The 20,820-nt window shown below is 64.2% G+C and carries 17 protein-coding genes and 1 pseudogene; 6 read left to right on the forward strand and 12 right to left on the reverse strand.

Features of this window, described 5'->3' with window-relative positions; translation table 11 throughout:
• Nucleotides 1–49: 49 nt before the first annotated feature.
• Both KEC45_RS19910 and mmsB read left to right on the forward strand, forming a co-directional pair.
• On the forward strand, nt 50–832 hold the full coding sequence (locus tag KEC45_RS19910; RefSeq protein ID WP_062186019.1) for an enoyl-CoA hydratase-related protein: 783 nt from the start codon (nt 50–52) through the stop codon (nt 830–832).
• Nucleotides 828–1,709 (forward strand): annotated as a pseudogene (gene mmsB / locus KEC45_RS19915) (3-hydroxyisobutyrate dehydrogenase); the annotation flags it as partial. The gene KEC45_RS19910 and the pseudogene mmsB, both read left to right, overlap by 5 nt.
• Before the next feature lie 155 nt (nt 1,710–1,864).
• On the opposite strand, the gene KEC45_RS19920 reads toward mmsB, so the two are convergent.
• The 11 genes from KEC45_RS19920 to KEC45_RS19970 all read right to left on the reverse strand — a co-directional run bounded on the left by KEC45_RS19920 (nt 1,865) and on the right by KEC45_RS19970 (nt 13,965).
• The gene (locus KEC45_RS19920; RefSeq protein ID WP_238586783.1) at nt 1,865–2,089 is read right to left on the reverse strand and encodes a hypothetical protein; all 225 of its coding nucleotides are present in this window, start codon (nt 2,087–2,089) and stop codon (nt 1,865–1,867) included.
• 153 nt (nt 2,090–2,242) lie between these two features.
• Nucleotides 2,243–4,276, reverse strand: coding sequence for a 3-hydroxyacyl-CoA dehydrogenase NAD-binding domain-containing protein (locus tag KEC45_RS19925; RefSeq protein WP_062186013.1), 2,034 nt, complete (start codon nt 4,274–4,276; stop codon nt 2,243–2,245).
• 61 nt (nt 4,277–4,337) lie between these two features.
• Nucleotides 4,338–5,543, reverse strand: coding sequence for a serine hydrolase (locus KEC45_RS19930; RefSeq protein WP_252171259.1), 1,206 nt, complete (start codon nt 5,541–5,543; stop codon nt 4,338–4,340).
• Entirely contained in the window at nt 5,537–6,484 is a 948-nt protein-coding gene (locus KEC45_RS19935; protein ID WP_062186009.1) for an aldo/keto reductase family protein, read from the reverse strand. The genes KEC45_RS19930 and KEC45_RS19935 overlap by 7 nt, the downstream gene beginning before the upstream one ends.
• A 12-nt stretch (nt 6,485–6,496) precedes the next feature.
• The gene (locus KEC45_RS19940; protein ID WP_062187004.1) at nt 6,497–7,300 is read right to left on the reverse strand and encodes an SDR family NAD(P)-dependent oxidoreductase; all 804 of its coding nucleotides are present in this window, start codon (nt 7,298–7,300) and stop codon (nt 6,497–6,499) included.
• Complete coding sequence (locus KEC45_RS19945; RefSeq protein ID WP_062186006.1) at nt 7,300–8,076, reverse strand: SDR family NAD(P)-dependent oxidoreductase; 777 nt, start codon at nt 8,074–8,076, stop codon at nt 7,300–7,302. Before KEC45_RS19945 ends, KEC45_RS19940 begins: the two co-directional genes overlap by 1 nt.
• Nucleotides 8,073–9,140, reverse strand: coding sequence for a phosphotransferase family protein (locus KEC45_RS19950; protein WP_062186004.1), 1,068 nt, complete (start codon nt 9,138–9,140; stop codon nt 8,073–8,075). Before KEC45_RS19950 ends, KEC45_RS19945 begins: the two co-directional genes overlap by 4 nt.
• On the reverse strand, nt 9,137–10,228 hold the full coding sequence (locus KEC45_RS19955) for a Zn-dependent alcohol dehydrogenase (protein ID WP_062186002.1): 1,092 nt from the start codon (nt 10,226–10,228) through the stop codon (nt 9,137–9,139). Before KEC45_RS19955 ends, KEC45_RS19950 begins: the two co-directional genes overlap by 4 nt.
• A gap of 21 nt (nt 10,229–10,249) precedes the next feature.
• Nucleotides 10,250–11,539, reverse strand: coding sequence for an acyl-CoA dehydrogenase family protein (locus KEC45_RS19960; RefSeq protein ID WP_062185999.1), 1,290 nt, complete (start codon nt 11,537–11,539; stop codon nt 10,250–10,252).
• Nucleotides 11,540–11,650: 111 nt separating this feature from the next.
• Nucleotides 11,651–13,111 carry an MFS transporter gene (locus KEC45_RS19965; RefSeq protein WP_062185997.1) on the reverse strand — a complete coding sequence of 487 codons (1,461 nt, stop codon included), beginning with the start codon at nt 13,109–13,111 and terminating at the stop codon, nt 11,651–11,653.
• Nucleotides 13,108–13,965, reverse strand: coding sequence for an SDR family NAD(P)-dependent oxidoreductase (locus KEC45_RS19970; RefSeq protein WP_062185995.1), 858 nt, complete (start codon nt 13,963–13,965; stop codon nt 13,108–13,110). Before KEC45_RS19970 ends, KEC45_RS19965 begins: the two co-directional genes overlap by 4 nt.
• Nucleotides 13,966–14,137: 172 nt before the next feature.
• On the opposite strand from KEC45_RS19970, the gene KEC45_RS19975 reads away from it, so the two are divergent.
• The 4 genes from KEC45_RS19975 (at nt 14,138) to KEC45_RS19990 (ending at nt 17,936) form a co-directional block, all read left to right on the forward strand.
• Complete coding sequence (locus tag KEC45_RS19975) at nt 14,138–15,319, forward strand: acyl-CoA dehydrogenase family protein (protein ID WP_062185993.1); 1,182 nt, start codon at nt 14,138–14,140, stop codon at nt 15,317–15,319.
• Between the two features lie 3 nt (nt 15,320–15,322).
• Nucleotides 15,323–16,441 carry an acyl-CoA dehydrogenase family protein gene (locus tag KEC45_RS19980; RefSeq protein ID WP_062185991.1) on the forward strand — a complete coding sequence of 373 codons (1,119 nt, stop codon included), beginning with the start codon at nt 15,323–15,325 and terminating at the stop codon, nt 16,439–16,441.
• A gap of 16 nt (nt 16,442–16,457) precedes the next feature.
• Nucleotides 16,458–17,261, forward strand: coding sequence for an SDR family oxidoreductase (locus KEC45_RS19985; protein WP_062185989.1), 804 nt, complete (start codon nt 16,458–16,460; stop codon nt 17,259–17,261).
• A 156-nt stretch (nt 17,262–17,417) separates the two neighbouring features.
• On the forward strand, nt 17,418–17,936 hold the full coding sequence (locus KEC45_RS19990) for a hypothetical protein (protein WP_062185987.1): 519 nt from the start codon (nt 17,418–17,420) through the stop codon (nt 17,934–17,936).
• Nucleotides 17,937–18,044: 108 nt separating this feature from the next.
• Here the strand turns inward: KEC45_RS19990 and ppc are convergent, their stop codons facing one another.
• On the reverse strand, nt 18,045–20,723 hold the full coding sequence (gene ppc, locus KEC45_RS19995; protein WP_062185985.1) for a phosphoenolpyruvate carboxylase: 2,679 nt from the start codon (nt 20,721–20,723) through the stop codon (nt 18,045–18,047).
• Nucleotides 20,724–20,820 lie beyond the last annotated feature (97 nt).

A 20,820-nucleotide genomic window follows, 5' to 3' on the forward strand; every position in this document is an offset into this window, starting at 1 on the left:
GCGGGATGCCGGATCAAGTCCGGCATGACGAAAATCCGGAGATTGCCGAATGACTTACGAAACCCTCCTCGTCGAAACGCGCGGGGCCGTCACCTTGGTGACGCTCAACCGCCCGCAGGCGCTCAATGCGCTGAACTCGGGCGTGCTTGACGATCTGATCGCAGCCTTTGCGGCGTTTGAAGCCGACCCCGGCCAGCGCTGCGCCGTCCTCACCGGTTCGGGCGACAAGGCCTTCGCGGCGGGCGCCGACATCAAGGAAATGGCCGATAAGCCGGCGTCCGATTTCTACCTCGAAGATTTCTTCTCGAAATGGACGAGCGATTTCGTGAAGAAGGTCCGCAAGCCGTGGATCGCCGCGGTGAACGGTTTCGCGCTGGGCGGCGGCTGCGAGCTGGCGATGATGGCCGACTTCATCATCGCGTCGGACAAGGCGAAGTTCGGCCAGCCCGAAATCAAGCTTGGCGTCGCGCCGGGCATGGGCGGGTCGCAGCGACTGACGCGCGCGATCGGCAAGGCGAAGGCAATGGAGATGTGCCTCACGGGCCGAATGATGGATGCCGCCGAGGCCGAGCGTTCGGGCCTCGTCGCCCGCGTCGTCGAACATGCGGCGCTGGTCGATGAAGCGGTGAAGACCGCGACGACGATTGCCGCAATGCCGCCGATGGCCGCGATGGTGAACAAGGACATGGTCAACGCCGCGTTCGAAACGACGCTTGACCAAGGGCTGATCTACGAACGCCGCCTGTTCCAGATTCTCGCCGCGACCGAAGACAAGGCAGAAGGAATGGCCGCCTTCATCGAAAAGCGCGAAGGCGTGTGGAAGGGTCGCTGACATGAAAATCGCATTTATCGGGCTCGGCAATATGGGCGGCGGCATGGCCGCAAATCTGGCGAAGGCGGGCCATGAGGTGCGCGCCTTCGACCTCAGCGGAGAAGCGCTCGCGCGCGCCGTCGAAGCTGGCTGTTCGCGTGCCGCGTCGACAGCCGAAGCCGTGACCGGCGCCGAGGCCGTGGTGACGATGCTCCCCGCGGGCAAGCATGTCGCGTCGGTCTATGAAAGCGACGTCTTTCCGAATGCCGGGCCGGGCACCTTGCTCCTCGACTGCTCGACGATCGACGTTGCGACCGCGCGCTCGAATATCGAAGCCGCGACTGCCAAGGGCCTGGTCGCGGTCGATGCGCCGGTGTCGGGCGGCATCGCGGCCGCCAATGCGGGCACGCTGACCTTCATGGTCGGCGGCACCGACGAAGGCTTTGCGCGCGCCGAACCGATCCTCGCCAAAATGGGCAAGGCGGTGATTCACGCCGGCGACGCGGGCGCGGGGCAGGGCGCGAAAATCTGCAACAATATGCTGCTCGGCGCATCGATGGTCGCAACGTGCGAGACGCTGGCGCTGGCGCAGAAGCTCGGGCTCGACCCGCAGAAATTCTTCGACATTGCGAGCGTGTCGTCGGGGCAGTGCTGGTCGCTGACCAGCTATGCGCCGCTGCCCGGCGTCGGTCCGACGACCCCCGCCGACAATGGTTACAAGGGTGGGTTCGCCGCGGCCTTGATGCTCAAGGATCTGCGCCTCGCGATGGAAGCGGCGGCGAGCGTCGATGCCGACGTGCCGATGGGGGCGAAAGCGCGCGAACTGTACGAAGCCTTTGTCGAAGCCGACAAGGACGGCCGCGACTTTTCGGCGATCATCCAGACGCTGCAAGCCTAACCGGGCGTAAAATTCCGTTCGAACTCAAGACTGTTCCCCGGCGAAAGCCGGGGCCCAGAAGGCACGGCGCGACCTCGCATGGGCCCCGGCTTTCGCCGGGGAACAGCATATTGCTTCGCAAAGGAATAGATTCCGATGCGAAAGCGGGCGCTTGATCAGTAAAAATCCGCCGTTTCGCCGCCATCGCGGCGTTCGGTGCGATGCACTTGCGTAGGGGCGCCACGCTGACCGGTGCGGACTTCGATCCGTCCATCGACGCGCCGTATCTCAGCAGGCGCCAAAATGCGTGCCCGTGCCACCGCAACAGCGGTGACCTGCGGTGCCACGGGCGCGGCGGCCGGAGCGGTGCCGGCAAGCAGAAGGACGGCGAGGGCGGACATGGCGTTCATGCTCTGCCCTAACGGCAGGTCTTGCCAGCGCTTTAACCCTGAATCGCAAGTTTCCGGTCGCACCTGCGATGGTGCGAAGGCAAAAGAAAGGCCGCCTGCCCCGCGTCGGGACAAGCGGCCATATCTTCGTAAGCGAAATTGGGTTTAGAAACCCGACTTCGCGTCTGCCTTTTCCTTCAGCAGCGGCGCGATGGTAAATCCATGCTTCTCGAGCGCCGCGACGATCTTGTCGGTGCCTTCAAGCCCCGCCCAGAACATCGGGCCGCCGCGATACACCGGCCAGCCATAGCCATAGATCCAGACGACATCGATGTCCGACGCGCGCTGCGCCTTGCCTTCGGCGAGGATCAGAGCGCCTTCGTTGACCATCGGATACAGCGTGCGCTCGATGATCTCCTGATCGGTGATCTCCCGCTTTTCGACTCCCGCCTTCTTGCGGAACTCTTCGATGATCTCGGCGACGCGCGGGCTTTCCGACGGATTGCGCTTGTCGTCATAGTCATAGAAGCCTGCCTGCTTCTTCTGGCCCCAGCGGCCCTCGGCGGCGAGCGCGTCGCGGATGCTTTCGATCCGGTTCGGGTCGCGGTGCCAGCCGATGTCGACCCCGGCAAGGTCGCTCATCTGGAACGGGCCCATCGGCATGCCGAATTCGACATGGACCTTGTCGACCTGTGCCGGCGTCGCGCCTTCGAGCAGCAGCTTCATCGCTTCGAACTGGCGCGGCTTCAGCATGCGGTTGCCGATAAAGCCGTCGCAAACGCCCGCGACCACGGCGACCTTGCCGATCTTCTTGCCGATCGCCATCGCGGTGGCCAGCGCGTCGGGTGCGGTCTTTTCACCGCGCACGACCTCGAGCAGTTTCATCACATTGGCGGGCGAGAAGAAGTGCATGCCGAGCACGTCGCCGGGGCGGCTCGTCGCGGTCGCGATTTCATCGACATCGAGATAGCTGGTGTTCGACGCAAGGATGGCGCCGGGCTTGGCGATCTTGTCGAGCTTGCCGAAGATGTCCTTCTTGACGTCCATATTCTCATAGACCGCCTCGATGATCAGGTCGCAATCGGCCAGATCGTCAAGGCTGAGGCTTGGCGTCAGCAGGCCCATCATCTGGTCGACCTGCTCAGGCTTGAAGCGGCCCTTCGCGGCCGAGGCGTCGTAATTCTTGCGGATCACGCCGACGCCGCGGTCGAGTGCGTCCTGTGCCATCTCGACGATCGTGACGGGGATGCCCTTCTGCAGGAAGTTCATCGAAATACCGCCGCCCATCGTGCCGGCGCCGATCACGCCGACTTTCTTGATGTCGCGCAGCTGCGTGTCCTTGGGCAGGCCGTCGATCTTTGCGGCCTGACGTTCGGCGAAGAAGATGTGGCGTTGGGCGGCCGACTGGCTGCCGAACATCAGCTTCATGAACTGCTCGCGCTCGAACGCCAGCCCTTCTTCGAAGGGCAGGCGCGTCGCGGCTTCGACGCAGGCGAGGTTGGCGTAAGGCGCCTCGAACCCGCGCCAGCGCTTGGCGTTAGCCGTCTTGAGCTGTTCGATCACCGCGACATCGCCGAACACCGGGCGTTCGCGCGTCGGACGCGGACCGTCGGCGATCTTCGCGCGCGCAAAGGCGATGGCGTCGGCGGCAAGGCTGTCTTCGCCCGCCAACTCGTCGACCAGGCCGAGTTCCTTCGCCTTCGCGGCGGGCAGCGGATCGCCGGTCGAGGTCATCGTCGCGGCGGCTTCGACCCCGACGACGCGCGGCAGGCGCTGCGTGCCGCCTGCACCGGGCAACAGGCCGAGCTTCACTTCGGGGACGCCGAGCTTCGCCGAGGGCACCGCGACGCGGTAATGGCAGACAAGAGCCGTCTCCAGCCCGCCGCCCAGTGCGGTGCCGTGAATCGCGGCGACCACCGGCTTCGATGCGGCTTCGATGCTGTTGAGCACGGCGTTGAAATCGGGGCCGCGCGGCGGCTTGCCGAATTCGCTGATGTCGGCGCCCGCGATGAAGGTGCCGCCGGCGCAGCGCAGCACGATCGCCTCGACGCTGTCATCGGCCAGCGCCGCGCCGAAATGATCTTCGAGGCCCTGGCGGACGTGCCAGCTCAGCGCGTTGACGGGCGGATTGTTGACGATGATGACGGCGACATTGCCGTCCTTTTCCAGCGTGACGCTGACGGGGGTTTCTTCGGACATGGGAGACTCCTTCAATCTTGAGCCCGTCCGCGCGCGGCGAACGGAAAACGGTGTTGCAATTTCAATCGTCGATCGCGGCGTGGACCAGGGTCTTGACCTCGCGCCGCACGGGATAGGTGGAGGAGGGCATGAGCTGGGTCATGAAGACCATGCAAATCTCTTCGACCGGATCGACAAAAAAGCCGGTCGAGAACATGCCGCCCCAATAATAATCGCCGGTCGAGCCCGGAATGCCGGCGGCGGCCGGGTCGAGGGTCACTGCGAATCCGAGCCCGAAACCCACTCCGGCATTCTCATCCTCGGAAAAGATGCCGACGCTGTGCTGTGTCAGGTCGCCGCCGCCGGGCAGATGGTTCGATGTCATCAGGTCGAGCGTTTTGCGGCTGATGATCCGCGTATCGCCAAGCTTGCCGCCGCCGAGCAGCATCAGACAGAAGCGGTGATAATCGTGGAGCGTCGAGGCGAGCCCGCCGCCGCCCGAATGAAAGCTGCGATCCTTCGCCCAGCGGCTCTTGGCCCCGCTGTCGAAATCCTGTTTCACCTCTTTGGGATGGAAGGCATAGGCATCGGCCAGTCGGTGTTGCTGGTCGGCGGGCACCTTGAAGCCGGTGTCGACCATGCCGAGCGGGCCAAAGATGCGCTCCTGCAACACCTGCGCGAACGGCTTGCCCTCGATGCGCTCGATCACCGCGCCGAGCACGTCGGTCGCCATCGAATAATTCCAGTGCGCGCCGGGGTCGAACTGCAACGGAATCTTCGCCAGATCGGCAATGAAGCTGTCCATCGTGTAATCGGCGTCGAAATCGTCGATCCGCGCCTTGCGATATGCCGCATCGACCGGGGTGCGTTCCTGAAAGCCATAGGTCAGCCCCGCGGTATGGCGCAGCAGGTCGACCATGCGGATCGGCTGCGTCGGCGGACGCGTCAGAAATGGGACATTGCCGCCGCCCGCGACGAAGACGCCGGTATCGTTGAACTCCGGGCAGAATTTCGCGAGCGGGGTCGACAGCGCGACCTTGCCTTCCTCGACCAGCATCATGAAGGCGACGCTGGTGATCGGCTTGGTCATGCTCGCGATGCGGAAGATCGCATCCTCTTTCAGCGCCTCGCCCGGCCGCGCTTCGCCGATGACCGACTGGTGCGCGATCTCGCCGCGGCGCGACACCAAAGTCGCGGCGTGCGGCAGGCGACCGGGACCCACATATTTGGCCTCGAGGAAGGCGGGGATGCGATCGAGCCGCGCCGTGTTGAACCCATGTGCTACCATATGATGACCTCTTTCAGGATCGCGTCGGCTTCGGCGAGCAAGGCCGGATCGATCGTCAGATCGCCCGCGACGACCGTTTCCTTAAGCTGCGCCGGGTTGCGCGCGCCGATGATCGCGCTGGTGATCCCTGGCTGGGCGAGCACCCACGCGATCGCGAACTGCGCCATGCTGCATCCCGCACGCGCCGCGACGGGTGCCAGCTTCTGCACCGCTTCGAGAACCGGATCGGTCAGGAAATGGCGCATATAATGCGCATCGTCGCTCGTCGCGCGGCTGTCGTTGGGCGGCGCGGCGCCGGGCTTATATTTGCCGCTGAGCACGCCCTGCGCCATCGGCGACCATACGATCTGACCGATGCCGTTTTCGATGCACAGCGGAAAGACGCTCGGTTCGTGCTTGCGATAGAGCATCGAATATTGCGGCTGGCTCGACGTGAATTTGACGTTCGGGGGGACGAGGTCGAGTGCGCCTTGTATCTGTTCGGCGGTCCATTCGGAAAAGCCGATCGCGCGCGCCTTGCCGCTGCGGACCACCTCCGACAACGCTTCCATCGTTTCCTCGATCGGCGTGTCATTGTCATAGCGGTGGCATTGATACAGGTCGACATAATCGGTGCGGAGCCGTTTCAGGCTCGCGTCGATCTGCTTCGCGACCTGCGGTGCCGACAGGCCACGGTCGGTTTCGGTCATCGGAAAGAACAGCTTGGTCGCGAGAACATAGGAATCGCGCGGACGATCCTTCAGCGCCCGTCCCAGAAATTCCTCGGCGGCACCGGTGCCATAGATATTCGCGGTATCGATGAAATTGATGCCCGAATCGAACGCCGCATCGACGCACGCGCGGCCTTCGCTATCATCGACGCCGACGCCATAGGTCAGCCAACTGCCAAGGCAGATCGCCGACACCTTGATTCCGCTGTCTCCGAGTTCCCGATATTGCAAGTTTCGTCTCCGTCAGTGCGATGTCTGCCCCAATAGCTGGCGCGTGACCGGATGCGAACTTGTCAGACCGCCGTCGACGGCAATAGCCTGTCCATTGATATAGCTTGCCTGGTCGCTCGCAAGGAACAGCGCGACATTGGCGAGTTCCTCGGGCTGCGCCGCACGGCGGAGCGGGTTGAGCTGGCCGAGCTTGTGCGTCACCTCTTTCGCCTTGGCATAATCGAAGGTCGGTTTGGTCATCCCGGTTTCGGTGAGGCCGGGGCACACCGCGTTGACGCGCACGCCGCTCGTCGACAATTGCTGTGCCGCGACCTTGGCGAGATTGATAACGCCCGCCTTCGACGCCGAGTAGGCGCCGGGGCCCGCGCCGGAGTTCAGGCCCGCGACGCTCGCGGTCAGCACGATCGCGCCGCCACGACCCTGATCGACCATCGCCTTGCCGGCGTGCTTCACCATCAGCGCGGGGCCGATCAGGTTGACGCGCAGCGTTTCGGCCCAGGCGGCGGGGTCGAAATCGAAGATTCCCCCCATGTCGCCGATGATCCCGGCATTGGCGAACGCAACGTCGAGCCCGCCGAAATTCTCTTTTGCGGCCGCGACGAGCGAAGCTACGTCTGCTTCGATCCCGGCGTCGATCTCCAGCGCTATCACCTCGCCGCCGGCATCCTTCACCAGCTTCGCCGTGTCGTGCACCGCTGCCGTCTTGTCGCCGATGACGAGTTTCGCGCCCTCGGCGGCGAAGCGCAGCGCGCTCGCGCGGCCGATGCCGCTGCCCGCACCGGTAATGATCGCAACCTTGCCGTCCAATGCGCCCATCATGCGCCTCCCGAAATCGTGGCTCCGCCATCGCACACGATGGTCTGGCCGGTGGTGAATGCTCCCGCCTTGCTGGCGAGGAAGACCGCAGCGCCCGCGATCTCGTGCGGTTCGCCGATCCGCTTTAGCGTCGAAGCGGCCGTCGATCGTTTGAGATTCTCCGGATTTTCCCACAATGCGCGCGCCATGTCGGTGCGGATCAGGCCGGGCGCGATGCAATTGACGCGCACCCCGCGCGGTCCGAACTCGACCGAGAAATTTCGCGCGACCTGCATGTCGGCGGCCTTCGAAATCCCATAGGCACCGATGATCGGCGATCCCTTGAGCCCACCGATCGAGCTGATGATAGTGATCGAACCCTCGCCACGTTCGAGCATTTCGGGCGCGACCATCGTGATCAGCCAGTGGTTGGACAGGATATTATTGTCCATGATCTTGCGAAACTGGTCGTCGCTGATCCCAAGGCCGGGGCCATAATAGGGGTTGGACGCGGCGTTGCAGACCAGCGCGGTGATCTTGCCAAAGGTTGCGCGCGCCTCGTCCACCAGATTCTGAAGATCGTCTTTCGAAGAGATGTTCGCGGCAATCGCGATCGCGGTGCCTTCGCCGAACTTCGCATTGATCTCGGCCGCCGCCTGGTCGCACGCATCCTGCTTGCGGCTCGAAATCACGACCTTCGCACCCTGTTCGGCCATGGCCTCGGCCGTCGCCCTGCCGATACCGCGCGACGATCCGGTGATCAAAGCCACCTGGCCGCTCATGTCGAACAGGCTCATGCGCCGGCTTTCTTCGCGAATTCCCACGCTTTCTCGGCGAGCGGACGGACGCGTTCGGACATATCCTTGGCGTGCTGCGACGAGGCGGTTCCCTCGATCACGCGCTTCTTGATGCCCTGGATGATGCCCGCGAGGCGGAAGAAATTATAGGCGAAATACCAGTTCATGTCGGGCACGCCATCGCGGCCGGTGGCGGCGCAATAACGTTCGACCATCTCGTCGAGCTCGGGGATGCCGAGCGCCTTGCGATCAAGGTCGGAAACGCCGGAGCGCCCGCCATTCTCGGTGACCCACGCCATGGCGACATAGGTGAAATCGGCGAGCGGATCGCCCAGCGTCGACAATTCCCAGTCGAGCACCGCGAGCACTTCGGGCCGGTCCTTGGCAAAGATCATATTGTCGATGCGATAATCGCCATGGACGACGCTGGTGCGCGTCTGTTCAGGCAAGGTGGCGGGCAGCCATTCGATCAGCCGCTCCATCTCGTCCATCGTTTCGGTTTCGGCGAGGCGATATTGCTTGGTCCAGCGATCGACTTGACGACCGAAATAATTGCCGGGCTTGCCGAAATCGGACAGCCCCGCCGCTTCGACATCGACCGCATGTAGCGCGGCGAGAGTGTCGATCATCGCCTCATAGGTCGCGCGGCGGTTTTCGGGGGTCGACCCCGGCATCGCGCCGTCCCAGATCGTATGGCCGTCGACCATCCCCATCACATAGAACCAGCTGCCGGTGACGCTGTCATCGGTGCAAAGCCCATATTGGCGCGCGACGGGGAAGCCCGCCTTATACAGTCCCGCCTGCACCTTATATTCGCGGTCGACCGCATGCGCCGAGGGAAGCAACTGGCCATAGGGTTTGCGCCGCAGGACATAATTGCCCGACGGCGCGCTGATCTTGTACGTCGGGTTCGACTGGCCGCCGGCGAATTTATGCTGGGTCAGCGGACCTTCGAAACCTTCTACATTGGCTTCCATCCACGCGGTCAGCTTCGCCTCGTCGAGCACATCGGCGCCCTCGGGCGCGACGGTGCCGCTGAACGCCTTTTGCGCGTCGAGCGTCATTGGTCGAATACGATCACCGACCGTGCGGCGTCGCCCTTCCTCATCTTGTCGAACCCTTCGTTGACCTTCGCGAGCGGGATCGTCTCGGCGACGATCGAGTCGAGGTCGAGCAGGCCGCGGAGATAAAAATCGACGAGGCGCGGAATGTCGACCGGGAAGCGGTTGCCCCCCATGATCGCGCCCTGCAATTTCTTGCCCGACAGCAGGTCCATCGCGCTCAGCCCGACCTTCTCGGACAGGGGCATCATGCCAAGGATCGTCGCGGTGCCGCCGCGGCGCAGCGAAGCGACCGCTAGGCTTGCCGACGCAGGCCGCCCGACGGCTTCGATCGCATGGTCGACGCCGCCCTTGGTCAGCTCCAGAATTTGCTTCGCGGCATCGTCGGCGAGTGCGTCGACGACGTCGGTCGCGCCGAGCTTGACCGCCAGCGCCCGCTTTTCGGGAACCGGGTCGGCGGCGATGATGCGCCCCGCGCCCGCGATCTTCGCGGCGTTGATCGTCGCGAGCCCCACGCCGCCGCAACCGACGACGGCGACGGTTTCACCCGGCGTCACCTTGCACGCGTTGAAGATCGTGCCCGCGCCCGTCGTCACTGCGCAGCCGATGACGGCGGCGCGGTCGAGCGGCATTTCGGGGTCGATCGCGACGCAGGCATGTTCGTGGACGAGCATCGTCTCCGAAAAGGCCGAAAGGTTGAGCATCTGGTTCACCGGCGACCCGTCGGGACGCGTGATCCGCGGTGCCGATCCGGCGGCCCGGCGCGTGTCGCCGCCCATGCACAATGACATCCGCCCGCTGACGCAAAACTCGCAATGCCCGCAGAATGCCGACAGGCAGGTGACGACCGCGTCGCCGACCTTGACCGTGCGAACTTCGCTGCCGACCGCCTCGACGATGCCCGCGGCTTCATGGCCGGGGATGGCGGGGAGGGGGTGCGGATAGGCGCCGTCGATGAAATGCAGGTCCGAATGGCAGAGCCCGCATGCGGCGGTGCGGATGCGCACCTCATGCGGACCGCAGTCGGCGACGACGACATCCTCGATCGACAGCGGCTTGCCCGGCTCGATCAGAATCGCGGCTTTGGTCACAATATCTCTCCGGTTCTGGTTTTAACGCGAAACGCCGATGTCGCCCGACGAGAAGCCGGGCTGGCTCGCTTCGCTATGCTTGGCGAATTCGATCCGGGCGATCGCGCGTTCATGCACTTCGTCGGGACCGTCGGCGAGCCGCAGCGTGCGCTGATGCGCATAGGCCTTGGCGAGCCCGAAATCTTCCGACACGCCCGCGCCGCCATGCGCCTGGATCGCATCGTCGATGATCTTCAGCGCCATGTTCGGCGCCTGCACCTTAATCATCGCAATCTCGGCGGCGGCGGTCTTGTTGCCGACCTTGTCCATCATGTCGGCGGCCTTCAGGCACAGCAACCGCGTCATCTCAATGTCGATGCGCGCGCGGGCCAGGCGATGTTCCCAGATGCTATATTCGGCGACCTTCTTGCCAAAGGCGACGCGCGACTGCAGCCGCTTCGCCATCTTCGCAATCGCTTCTTCCGCCACACCGATCGTGCGCATGCAATGGTGGATGCGGCCCGGCCCAAGGCGCCCCTGCGCGATCTCGAAGCCGCGGCCTTCGCCGAGCAGCATCGCTTCCTCGGCGTTGACGCGGACATCCTTCAGCTCGATTTCCATATGGCCGTGCGGCGCATCGTCATAACCGAATACGGGCAGGTGGCGCAGGATGTTCACGCCCGGCGCGTTGAGCGGCATCAGCACCATCGACTGCTGCGCGTGGCGCTTGGCGGCAAAGTCGGTCTTGCCCATCACGATCGCGATTTCGCAGCGCGGATCGCCGGCGCCCGACGACCACCATTTGGTGCCGTTGATCACATAATCGTCACCGTCGCGCTCGATGCGTGTTTCGATATTGGTCGCGTCGGACGATGCGACGCGCGGCTCGGTCATCAGAAAGGCCGAACGGATCTCGCCATTCATCAACCGGCCGAGATATTTTTCCTTCTGCGCGCGCGTTCCGTAGCGATGGAAGACTTCCATATTGCCGGTGTCGGGCGCCGAGCAGTTGAACACCTCGCTCGCAAAGCCAACGCGACCCATTTCCTCGGCGCACAGCGCATATTCGAGGTTGGAGAGGCCGGGCCCCTCGAACTCGAACGTCTCGTCGACATGATGGTGCGCAGCGGATTTGGGCGGCATGAACAGGTTCCAGATGCCGGCTTCTTTCGCCTCGGCCTTCAGATCCTCGACCACCTGAATGACTTTCCAGCGATCGCCAGCCTTGTCCTGCTCGTAATAGGTCGGGACCGCAGGGCGAACCTTGCGCTCGATGAAGTCGCGGACCCGGTCGCGCCAATAGACCTGCCGGTCGGTGAGATCGAAGTCCATCTGCGCTTCCTTTCCCTTTACGTTTACGTAAACCCTTGGACCGATTCGCCGGCCTTGCCAAGTCCTGCGGTCCGAAAATTACCTCATTTGGTCACAGCGCGCATTTTTCGCTTACGGGTGCGCTCCGCTCGCGTCGGGCTCTGCGCGCGCGGCATCGCCCAGCAGCGCGAGTCGCGCCTCGTGATCGGCGCGCGAGATCGGGAATTTGCGCATCACGATCAGCCCCAGCGTGCCGATGACGAGCACCGAGAGCGCATAGCCGAGCGCGAGATTGCCGAGCACGTCGCTGCCGACCTCGCCCGGCTTCGCATTCGCCGGAAAGGCCGCGAAGGACAGGATCAGCCCCGCGGCAAAAATGCCGATGCCGGTCGCGCATTTCTGCATGAAGAAAAAGCCGGCGAAGAACAGCCCCTCCGACCGGCGCCCCGTCTCGCTCTGCGACGCTTCGACCACATCGGCCATCATCGACGAGGACAGGATCATCAGCATGATCGAGAAGGTGTTGGATATGAACACGAGTGCGAACATCGCCGCGACGCTCGGCTTGCCGGGCAGGCCGGGGAAGACACCCTGGATCCACGCGAAATAGATGCCGCTGTTGACGAGCAGCGCGACCGCGCCCGCAAGGATCGCGCCGTCGCGCTTCCCGAGCTTTGCCGAGAGCGGCGCGACCAGCAAAAAGGCCGCGACCATCGTCCCGAAAAGCAGGAAGACATAGGCGATCATCTCACCCTGCGTGAACTGCCAGAAAAAGCCGAGCAGATAATTGTTCATCGAGAAGGTGATGCCTTGATTCACATATCCGAACAGCGCCGCGAAGACGAGCCAAAGGAAGGCGCGGTTCGACAGCGTGTCGCGCATGTCGCGCACGATATGACGCAGCGTCGTCGGCGGTTTCACATCGGCGAGGTTCGACACGGCGATCCTTTTGTGCTGCCCGGCGGCGGAGATCAGCACCGCGCCCGACATCATCAGCGCGCCGGCGAGCGCATAGGGGAAATAGCCGTCGGGATCGACGAGCCCCTTCGCGCCACCGAAAAAGACGCCATAGGCGAGCAGCAGGATGACGAGCCCGCCGCCCCAGCCGAACAGGAAGCGAAAGCGCATCACCGCGGTTCGCTCGTCATAGTCGGCGGTGAGTTCGGGCACGATCGCGACCGAGGGGACTTCGCACATCGACACCAGCGAGCGGACGACGATCGCAAGGCCGATCAGCCAGGCGACGGTCATCGTGTCGCTCATCTCGGGCGGGCTCCACAGCAGCATCCACGCGATCGCGAGCGGGATCGGCGCGCCGTAAAGCCAGGGCAGGCGGCGGCCCCAGCGGCTGCGCGTCCGGTCGGTGAGCTCGCCGATCACGGGATCGACGAAAGCGTCGGCGATCAGCGCGACCATGATCGCGGCGCCGACGATACCGGCGTCGAGCCCGATCACCTGATTGTAGAAGAGCAGCAGAAAGGTCGAAAAGCCGTTGTCCTTGACGCCGTAAGCGATGCTGCCGAGCCCGTGGGTGACCTTCAGCCAGACGGGCAGGCGCTCGGCTTTCGGCGCCGCGACGCTTGCAGCGCTCACGCGGCGGCCCCGGCCTTTGCCGCTTCCTCCATCGCGAGCAGAGCGTCGAACATGCCCGGCGTTTCCTTGTCCCAAGCATGGCGCTGGCCGATCGTGAGCCCGCCGTCGACGAGAAGATGCGTGCCGGTCATGAAGCTCGATTCCTCGCTCGCCAGATAGGCGACGGCGTTGGCGATATCCTCGGGCTGACCGCCGCGCGCGACGGGCTGCGCATTCGCGCTCATCTGCGCGATCACTTCATTCGCCTGCGTCTTGAGTTCGCCCGGCACTTCGAGCGAGGCGGTGAAGATGTTCGTATTGATGAATCCGGGGCAGATGGCGTTCACGCGGATACCATATTGCGCCAGATCAGTCGCCGCGACCTTGCTGAGATGCAGCACGCCCGCCTTGGCGACCGCATAGGCGATCGGCGAATAGCCCGCGCCGAGCGCCGCGACACTCGCCGTATTAACAATGCTCGCGCCCTTGCGGCCCTTCATATGCGGCGCGGCATAACGGATGCCCATCGCGACCGACTTCAGCACCAGGTCCATCGTCCGGTCCCAGCCTTCGGGGCTGATCTCGTCGATCGGCGCGCGGTCGCCGCCCGCGGCGGCATTGTTGAAGACGATATCGATGCCGCCGGCTTTCGCCGCCGCTTCGTTCATCAACGCCTCGATATCGCCGGGCTTGGTAACGTCGCAGCGGACGAAATCGATCTTGCCGTTCGACTGCTCGGCGAGTGCGCGACCGCCCGCTTCATCGATGTCGGCGGCAAAGACATGCGCGCCCTCGCTGGCCAGTTTCAAGACCGATGCTTTGCCGATGCCCGACGCTGCGCCGGTGACGACGGCTACCTTGCCTGCGAATCGCATGACCCATTCTCCCGTTTTCTTTTGCCACTTAGCTTAGGGGCCAAAGGACCCGCGTCAACGCTGGTCGAACCGACGCTACGGCGCCGTAACGGCAGGTGGGTCGACCCAAGTTGACGCTTGCGTAAAGCAGGCGACTGCTCCTAGATTTGGGTCAGGAAGAGGAGCCTGAAACATGAGCGATCTGGACGCTTTTCGCGCCGAAGTGCGCAGCTGGCTGGAGGCGAACTGCCCTGCCGAAATGCGCGAGCCCATCCGCGAAGAAGGCGATGTCTGCTGGGGCGGACGCAATTGGACCTTCAAGAATCAGGCCCAGAAGCAATGGCTCGAGGCCTGTGTGGCAAAGGGTTATACCGTGCCCGATTGGCCGAAGCCCTATGGCGGCGCCGGGCTGACTCCCGAGCAGACCAAGGTCCTCAAACAGGAAATGAAGCGCATCAACGCGCGCTCGCCGCTTGATAGCTTCGGCATCTGGATGCTCGGCCCCGCGCTGCTGCAATTCGGCACCGAGGAGCAGAAGGTTCAATATCTGAACCCGATCGCGCGCGGCGAAATCCGCTGGTGCCAGGGATATTCGGAGCCCGGATCGGGCAGCGATCTCGTCAGCTTGCAGACCTTCGGTGAGGACAAGGGCGATCATTGGGTCGTCAACGGGTCGAAGATCTGGACGAGCTATGCCGACAAGGCCGACTGGATTTTCTGCCTCGTCCGCACCGACAAGGCGAACAAATATCAGGGCATCACCTTCATGCTCTTCGACATGGCGAGCAAGGGCGTCACGACCAAGCCGATCCTGCTGATCAGCGGTAACAGCCCGTTCTGCGAAACCTTCTTCGACGATGTCGAAGTGCCGAAGACGCAATATATCGGCGAGATCAACCGCGGCTGGGACGTCGCCAAATATCTGCTGGGCCACGAACGCGAGATGATCTCGGGCGGCGGCGCTGGCGGCGACATGGTCAGCATCGGCGGCGCATTCGCCAAGGCGATCGGCAAGAATGCGGCGGGCGAACTCGACGATCCGATCCTGCGCGCAGAAATGGCGGCGTTCGACGTCGACGTATTTGCCTATCGCGCGATGGGCGAGCGTTTCATGGACATGTGGAAGACCGGCCGCGCGCATCCCGCCAGCTCGAACATGATGAAATATGTCGGCACCGAACTCAACAAGCGCCGCCATGAACTGGTGATGTCGGGCGGCGGCAGCGAGGCGCTCGAATGGGATAGCGAAGAGACGAAGGGCGGGGCGCGGGCGCGCGGCTGGCTGCGCACCAAGGCCAATTCGATCGAAGGCGGGACGAGCGAAGTCATGCTCAACGTTATCGCCAAGCGTATTCTCGACCTGCCCGGAGCCTGACCCATGCCTCTCTATCACAATGACGATCAGGCGATGCTCAAGGACAGCGTCGCACCCTTCGTGGCCGAACAGGCGCCGGTGTCGCACCTGCGTGGGCTCCGCGACAGCGCCGATGCCACAGGCTTTTCGCGCGACCTTTGGGCGCAGTTCACCGAAATGGGCCTGCCGGGCATGCTCGTTCCCGAGGAACATGGCGGGCTCGGCATGGGGCATATGGAGGCGGGCATCGTGCTCGAGGAAATTGGCCGCAACCTGACTCCGTCACCCTTCCTGTCGACCAGCGTCGGTGCGGTTGCGGCGCTTGCCAAGGCGGGTGGCACGCAGGCGGGCCGGTGGCTCCCCGCCATTGCCAGCGGAGAAGCGATTGTCGCGCTCGCGATCGATGAAGGCGCCAAGCATCGCCCTGACCGTATCGCGACGACCGCGACGCGTGCGGGCAACGGATTCCGGTTGGACGGCAAGAAAAGCTTCGTTCTCCACGGCCATGTTGCCGACGTCAGCATCGTCGCGGCAAAGACCGACGGCGGCATCACGCTGTTCGCGGTGCCGAAGGACGCGAAGGGCGTGACCGCCGATCCGCGGCGGCTCGTCGATTCGAGCCTCGCCAGCCATGTCACGCTCGATGGCGTCGAAGTCGATGCCGATGCAGTGATCGGCGAAGTCGATGCGGGTCAGCAGATCCTCGACGCGCTGCTCGCTGCAACGCGAACCGGTTCGGCCGCCGAGTTGGTCGGCGTCGGGCAGGGCGCGATGGACATGACGGTCAATTACCTCAAGGAACGCAAGCAGTTCGGCAAGCTGATCGGCGAGTTCCAGGGGCTCCAGCACCGCGCCGCGCATCTTTACGGCGAAATGGAAGTCGCGCGCGCCACGGTGATGAAGGCGCAGCAACTGCTCGATGAAGGCAGCGAAGGCGCGAAGCTGATGGTCTCGGTCGCGAAAGCCAAAGCCGGTCGCGCCGCCAACCTCGCGGTGCGCGAAGGCGTGCAGATGCACGGCGGCATCGGCATGACCGACGAATATGACATCGGCCTCTATATGAAACGCGACCGCGCGCTCGCCGAATTTATGGGCGATGTGCATTATCACATCGACCAGGTCGCGCGGATGAACGGCTATTGAGCCGGGGAGAAAGACAATGAATCTTCAGGACATGTTCGGCCTCGACGGCCGCATCGCACTCGTCACCGGCGGCTCGCGCGGGATCGGCAAGATGATCGTCGAGGGCTATCTCGCCGCGGGCGCTGCGCGCGTCTATATCTCGGCGCGCAAGACCGCGCAGATCGAGGAAGCCGTCGCCGATTTCGAAACGCGCTATCCGGGCAAGGTCATCGGCCTGCCGGTCGACCTGTCGACCGTCGAGGGATGCCGCGCGCTCGCCAAGGAGCTCGAAGCGCGCGAGGAACGGCTCGACATTCTCGTCAACAATGCGGGCGCGGCGTGGGGCGAACCGTTCGAGGGCTTCCCCGAGGCGGGCTGGGACAAGGTGATGGACATCAACGTCAAATCGCCCTTCTTCCTGACGCAGGCGCTGCACGGATTGTTGAAAGCGGGTGGCACCGCCGACCGTCCGGCAAAGGTCATCAACATCGGCTCGATCGACGGCCAGCGGCTGAACCCGTGGGAAACCTACAGCTATCACGCGTCGAAGGCGGCGATCCTCTATCTCACCAAGCGCCTCGCCGCGCGGCTCGTCACCGATCACATCCTCGTTACCGCGATCGCCCCCGGCGCCTTCCAGTCGGACATGAACAAGGCGGCGCGCGACCATGGCGATGCGGTCGCCAAGAGCATCCCGGTCAAGCGCATCGGCGTGCCCGAAGATATGGCGGGCGCCGCGATCTTCCTCGCATCGAAGGCGGGCGACTATGTCGTCGGTGACACGATCACCGTCGACGGCGGTCTGGTCCACGGCGATTTGCGCACCAGCATCGACGCGTAAATCTATTTCCTCGTCACCCCGGACTTGATCCGGGGTCCCGCTGTGAAACGTCGAAAAAGCGGGATGCCGGATCAAGTCCGGCATGACGAAAGCGGATAGATTGACTCGCTAATTCCCAAGGTGTATTATATAACTAACGCACCAAGGAGATAGTTCATGCGTCTCGCCTTCCTCATTCCGCCGATGATGCTCCTCGCCGCCTGCGGCTCGGAGGAGAAAAATTCCGAGAGCGGCACCCAGGTCTCGATCAACGCCGGCGACGAGCATGGCGGAGTCCAGATCAAGACCGGCAAGGACGGCGGCAATATCAAGATCGGGGGCGATGGCGCCGCGATCGACATCGATATTCCCGATTTCGTCGACCTCGATATCGAGAGCGATTTCGACATCGACGGCGTGAAACTCTATCCGGGCAGCAAGGTCACGACGGTCAACGTCGACGCCAACGACAAGAATGGCACCGACAAGGCGGTCGTCAAACTGGGCTTCACCTCGCCCGCCGCACCGACGAAGGCGGCCGACTGGATGGCGGGCGAGTTCGCCAAAAAGGACGTCAAGGTCACGCGCAGCGGCGACACGCTCGCGGGCAAGGACAAGGACGGCGCCGACTTCACGATCAAATTCGGCCCCGATGGCGCGAACGCCAAGGGCGAGGTTGTGATCACCAAGAGCTGAGGCGCCCCTCAAACCCCATCGTCATTGCGAGCGAAGCGAAGCAATCCAGAGCGGTTTACGCACACTCTGGATTGCTTCGCTTCGCTCGCAATGACGGGTTGAGTTGGTCTAGCCGCTATTCCGCAGCGCCGTCGCGATCGCGTTGATCGTCAGCTGGATACCCTCGGCGATGCGCGGATCGGTTTCCCCGGCGCGGTGGCGCTTCATCAGCTCGATCTGGAGCAGGTTCAGCGGCTCGATATAGGGCAGGCGCAGCCGGATCGACGCTTCGAGCGCGGGATTCTTGTCGAGCAGCCGCGTCTGGCCGGTGATGTCGAGCAAGCCGTCATGCGCGCGATTCCACCCGTCGCGGATGCGGCCGAAAATCGCATCATGCCCGTCGATATGCCCGGCAAGTTCGGCATAGCGCGCCGCAATCCCCATGTCGGATTTCGCGAGCACCATCTCCATATTGCCGAGCAGCGCGGCAAAGAAGGGCCAGCCCGCCGCCATGTCGGCGAGCAGCGCCTTGTCCTCGAACGCCGCAAAGCCTTCGCCGGTGCCGTACCAGCCCGGCAGCATCGCGCGCGACTGCGCCCAGCTGAACACCCAGGGAATGGCGCGCAGATCCTCGATCGCGCTCGATTTGGTGCGGCTCGACGGCCGCGACCCGATTTTCAGCGTCGCAATTTCCGCGATCGGCGTCATCGCGCGGAAGAAATCCTTGAAGGTCGGCGTGTCATAGACCAGCCCGCGATAGGCAGCGAAGGCGCCGTCCGACAGCTGGTCCATCGCCGCGGTAAAGCGGACCGCATCGGTATCGCTCAGCGCCTCGGGCTCGAGGCTCGCGAGCAGGCTGGCCGACACCATCGCCTCAAGGTTCGTCGCCGCGCTCGCCGCCGTGCCATATTTCGCCGCGATCACTTCGCCCTGTTCGGTGATGCGGATGCGTCCCTGCACCGTCCCCGCGGGCTGCGCGCGGATCGCGGCAAAGGCGCTGCCCCCGCCGCGCCCGACCGCGCCGCCGCGGCCATGGAACAATTGCATCGCGGTGTCGGCATCCTCGAACACCGGGGTCAGCGCCTGCGACGCTTGGTGCAATCCCCAGGTCGAGGTCAGATACCCGCCATCCTTGTTCGAATCCGAATAGCCGATCATCACTTCCTGATGCCCGCGCTGGCCGATCTGCGGGCCGATTTCGGGCATCGCGAAATAACGCGCCATGATTGCGGGCGCGCGATCGAGGTCGGCGATCGTCTCGAACAAGGGCACGACCATCAGGTTCGATTGTCCTGCCGCGTCGCCGCTCCGCCACAGCCCCGCTTCACGCGCGAGGATATGGACTTCGAGCAGGTCGGACAATTCCTGCGCCATGCTGATGATCCACTGGCAGATCGCGTCCTGCCCCAGCCGCGCGCGGACATCGGCGGCGGCGTGGACGATCGCGAGTTCGCCGGCAGTCTCGTCGCTCCACTGATGCCACGGCGCCGCGAGCGGCCGGTCGCTTTGCAGCTCCGCCGTCAGCAACGCGACGCGCTCTTCTTCGCCTAGCGCCAGATAATCGGCGCACACGCCCGATACCGACAGCAATTCGGCGAGGACGCGTTCGTGCACGGCGCTATTCTGCCGCATGTCAAGCGTCGCGAGATGGAATCCGAACACTTCGACCGCGCGGATCAGCCGCCCCAATGCCCCGATGCCGCCGAACTGGCCCTGGCTGTTCGCCGACAGGCCGTTGGCGATCGTGACGAGGTCGCGGCGGAAGTCGGCGGGGGTGGCGTAGGGCGCGCCGGTCAGCGCCGAGGGCCGCGGCGGTGCGCGGCCGACGATCTGCGCATAAGTCGCACAAAGCCGGGCATAAATACCTGACAAGGCGCGGCGATAGGGCTCGTCGCGGCGGCTCGGCGCGGCATCGCCGCTCGCTTCGGCCAGCGCTTCGACCGCTTCTGGAACCGCGGCGAGGCTTGCCGACACCGACAGCTCGGCGCCCAGCCCATGAACCGCGTCGATATAATGGCCGAGAACCGCAGCGGCGTTGCGCCCCGTCGCCATGTGCATCGTCTCGGCCGTGACGAAGGGATTGCCGTCGCGGTCGCCGCCGATCCAGCTGCCGACGCGCAGAAAGCTCGCGGGGCGCTGGCCCAGTTCGGCTTCCCAGCGCGCATAAAGCTTCGGCACGACGGGCAGGAAGACGTCGCGCAAATAGGTCAGCGCATTGTCGATTTCGTCGGCAACGAACAATTTCTCGGTGCGCAGCGGGCGCGTCTGCCACAGCAGCACGATCTGCCGCCGGATCGCATCCTCGACGACATCGCCCTCGGGCGTCTCTTCGGCGCCGGCATCGCGCAGCAGCATCAGTTCGGCGATGCGGTTCTTGTGATCGAGCACCGACTTGCGCCGCACCTCGGTCGGGTGCGCGGTCAGCACCGGCGCGACGAGCGAGGCGCTGAGAAGCGCCGTGATCGCATTGCCGTCGATCCCGTCCGCGCGCAGCTTTTCGATCGCCGCGGCGACCGTGGCCTCGGGCTCGGCGGCAACCCCCTGCCGGTCTTCGGCAAGGTTCGCGAGCATCGAGAAGAGCATGAACCCGCGCACGAACGCGATCGTGTCGTCGAGGCTCAGCGCATCGAGCCCCGGATCGATCGCCTCGGCACCCGCGATCCCGCGATGGCGGTCGACGCTCGACGAGCGGATATATTCGGTCTGGCGGAACAATTTGTCGCCGCCATAGGTGCGGATGACGTCGCCGAGGATCCGCCCCAAATAGCGGATGTCGGGATTTTGCGAGATCTGGATAGGCGGGCCCATGCGGCGGATTGCTGCACCTGCGAAGGCACAGCGTCAAGGCGCGCATAGCTATGCTTCTATAAGATCAGTTCGTCTCGACGACGTGGAGTGACCCCAA

The organism is Sphingopyxis sp. USTB-05 (assembly GCF_023822045.1).
In the GTDB taxonomy this organism is placed as follows: domain Bacteria; phylum Pseudomonadota; class Alphaproteobacteria; order Sphingomonadales; family Sphingomonadaceae; genus Sphingopyxis.

Coding starts and splice junctions, on each gene's coding strand:
- KEC45_RS19960 (WP_062185999.1), bottom strand. CDS start 11,539: ATGGACTTCGATCTCACCGACCGGCAGGTCTATTGGCGCGACCGGGTC.
- KEC45_RS19950 (WP_062186004.1), bottom strand. CDS start 9,140: ATGACGCTCGACGCGCAAAAGGCGTTCAGCGGCACCGTCGCGCCCGAG.
- KEC45_RS19945 (WP_062186006.1), bottom strand. CDS start 8,076: ATGAGCCTGTTCGACATGAGCGGCCAGGTGGCTTTGATCACCGGATCG.
- KEC45_RS19970 (WP_062185995.1), bottom strand. CDS start 13,965: ATGCGATTCGCAGGCAAGGTAGCCGTCGTCACCGGCGCAGCGTCGGGC.
- KEC45_RS19940 (WP_062187004.1), bottom strand. CDS start 7,300: ATGGGCGCATTGGACGGCAAGGTTGCGATCATTACCGGTGCGGGCAGC.
- KEC45_RS19910 (WP_062186019.1), top strand. CDS start 50: ATGACTTACGAAACCCTCCTCGTCGAAACGCGCGGGGCCGTCACCTTG.
- KEC45_RS19930 (WP_252171259.1), bottom strand. CDS start 5,543: ATGGTAGCACATGGGTTCAACACGGCGCGGCTCGATCGCATCCCCGCC.
- ppc (WP_062185985.1), bottom strand. CDS start 20,723: ATGGGCCCGCCTATCCAGATCTCGCAAAATCCCGACATCCGCTATTTG.
- KEC45_RS19925 (WP_062186013.1), bottom strand. CDS start 4,276: ATGTCCGAAGAAACCCCCGTCAGCGTCACGCTGGAAAAGGACGGCAAT.
- KEC45_RS19980 (WP_062185991.1), top strand. CDS start 15,323: ATGCCTCTCTATCACAATGACGATCAGGCGATGCTCAAGGACAGCGTC.
- KEC45_RS19985 (WP_062185989.1), top strand. CDS start 16,458: ATGAATCTTCAGGACATGTTCGGCCTCGACGGCCGCATCGCACTCGTC.
- KEC45_RS19975 (WP_062185993.1), top strand. CDS start 14,138: ATGAGCGATCTGGACGCTTTTCGCGCCGAAGTGCGCAGCTGGCTGGAG.
- KEC45_RS19920 (WP_238586783.1), bottom strand. CDS start 2,089: ATGTCCGCCCTCGCCGTCCTTCTGCTTGCCGGCACCGCTCCGGCCGCC.
- KEC45_RS19990 (WP_062185987.1), top strand. CDS start 17,418: ATGCGTCTCGCCTTCCTCATTCCGCCGATGATGCTCCTCGCCGCCTGC.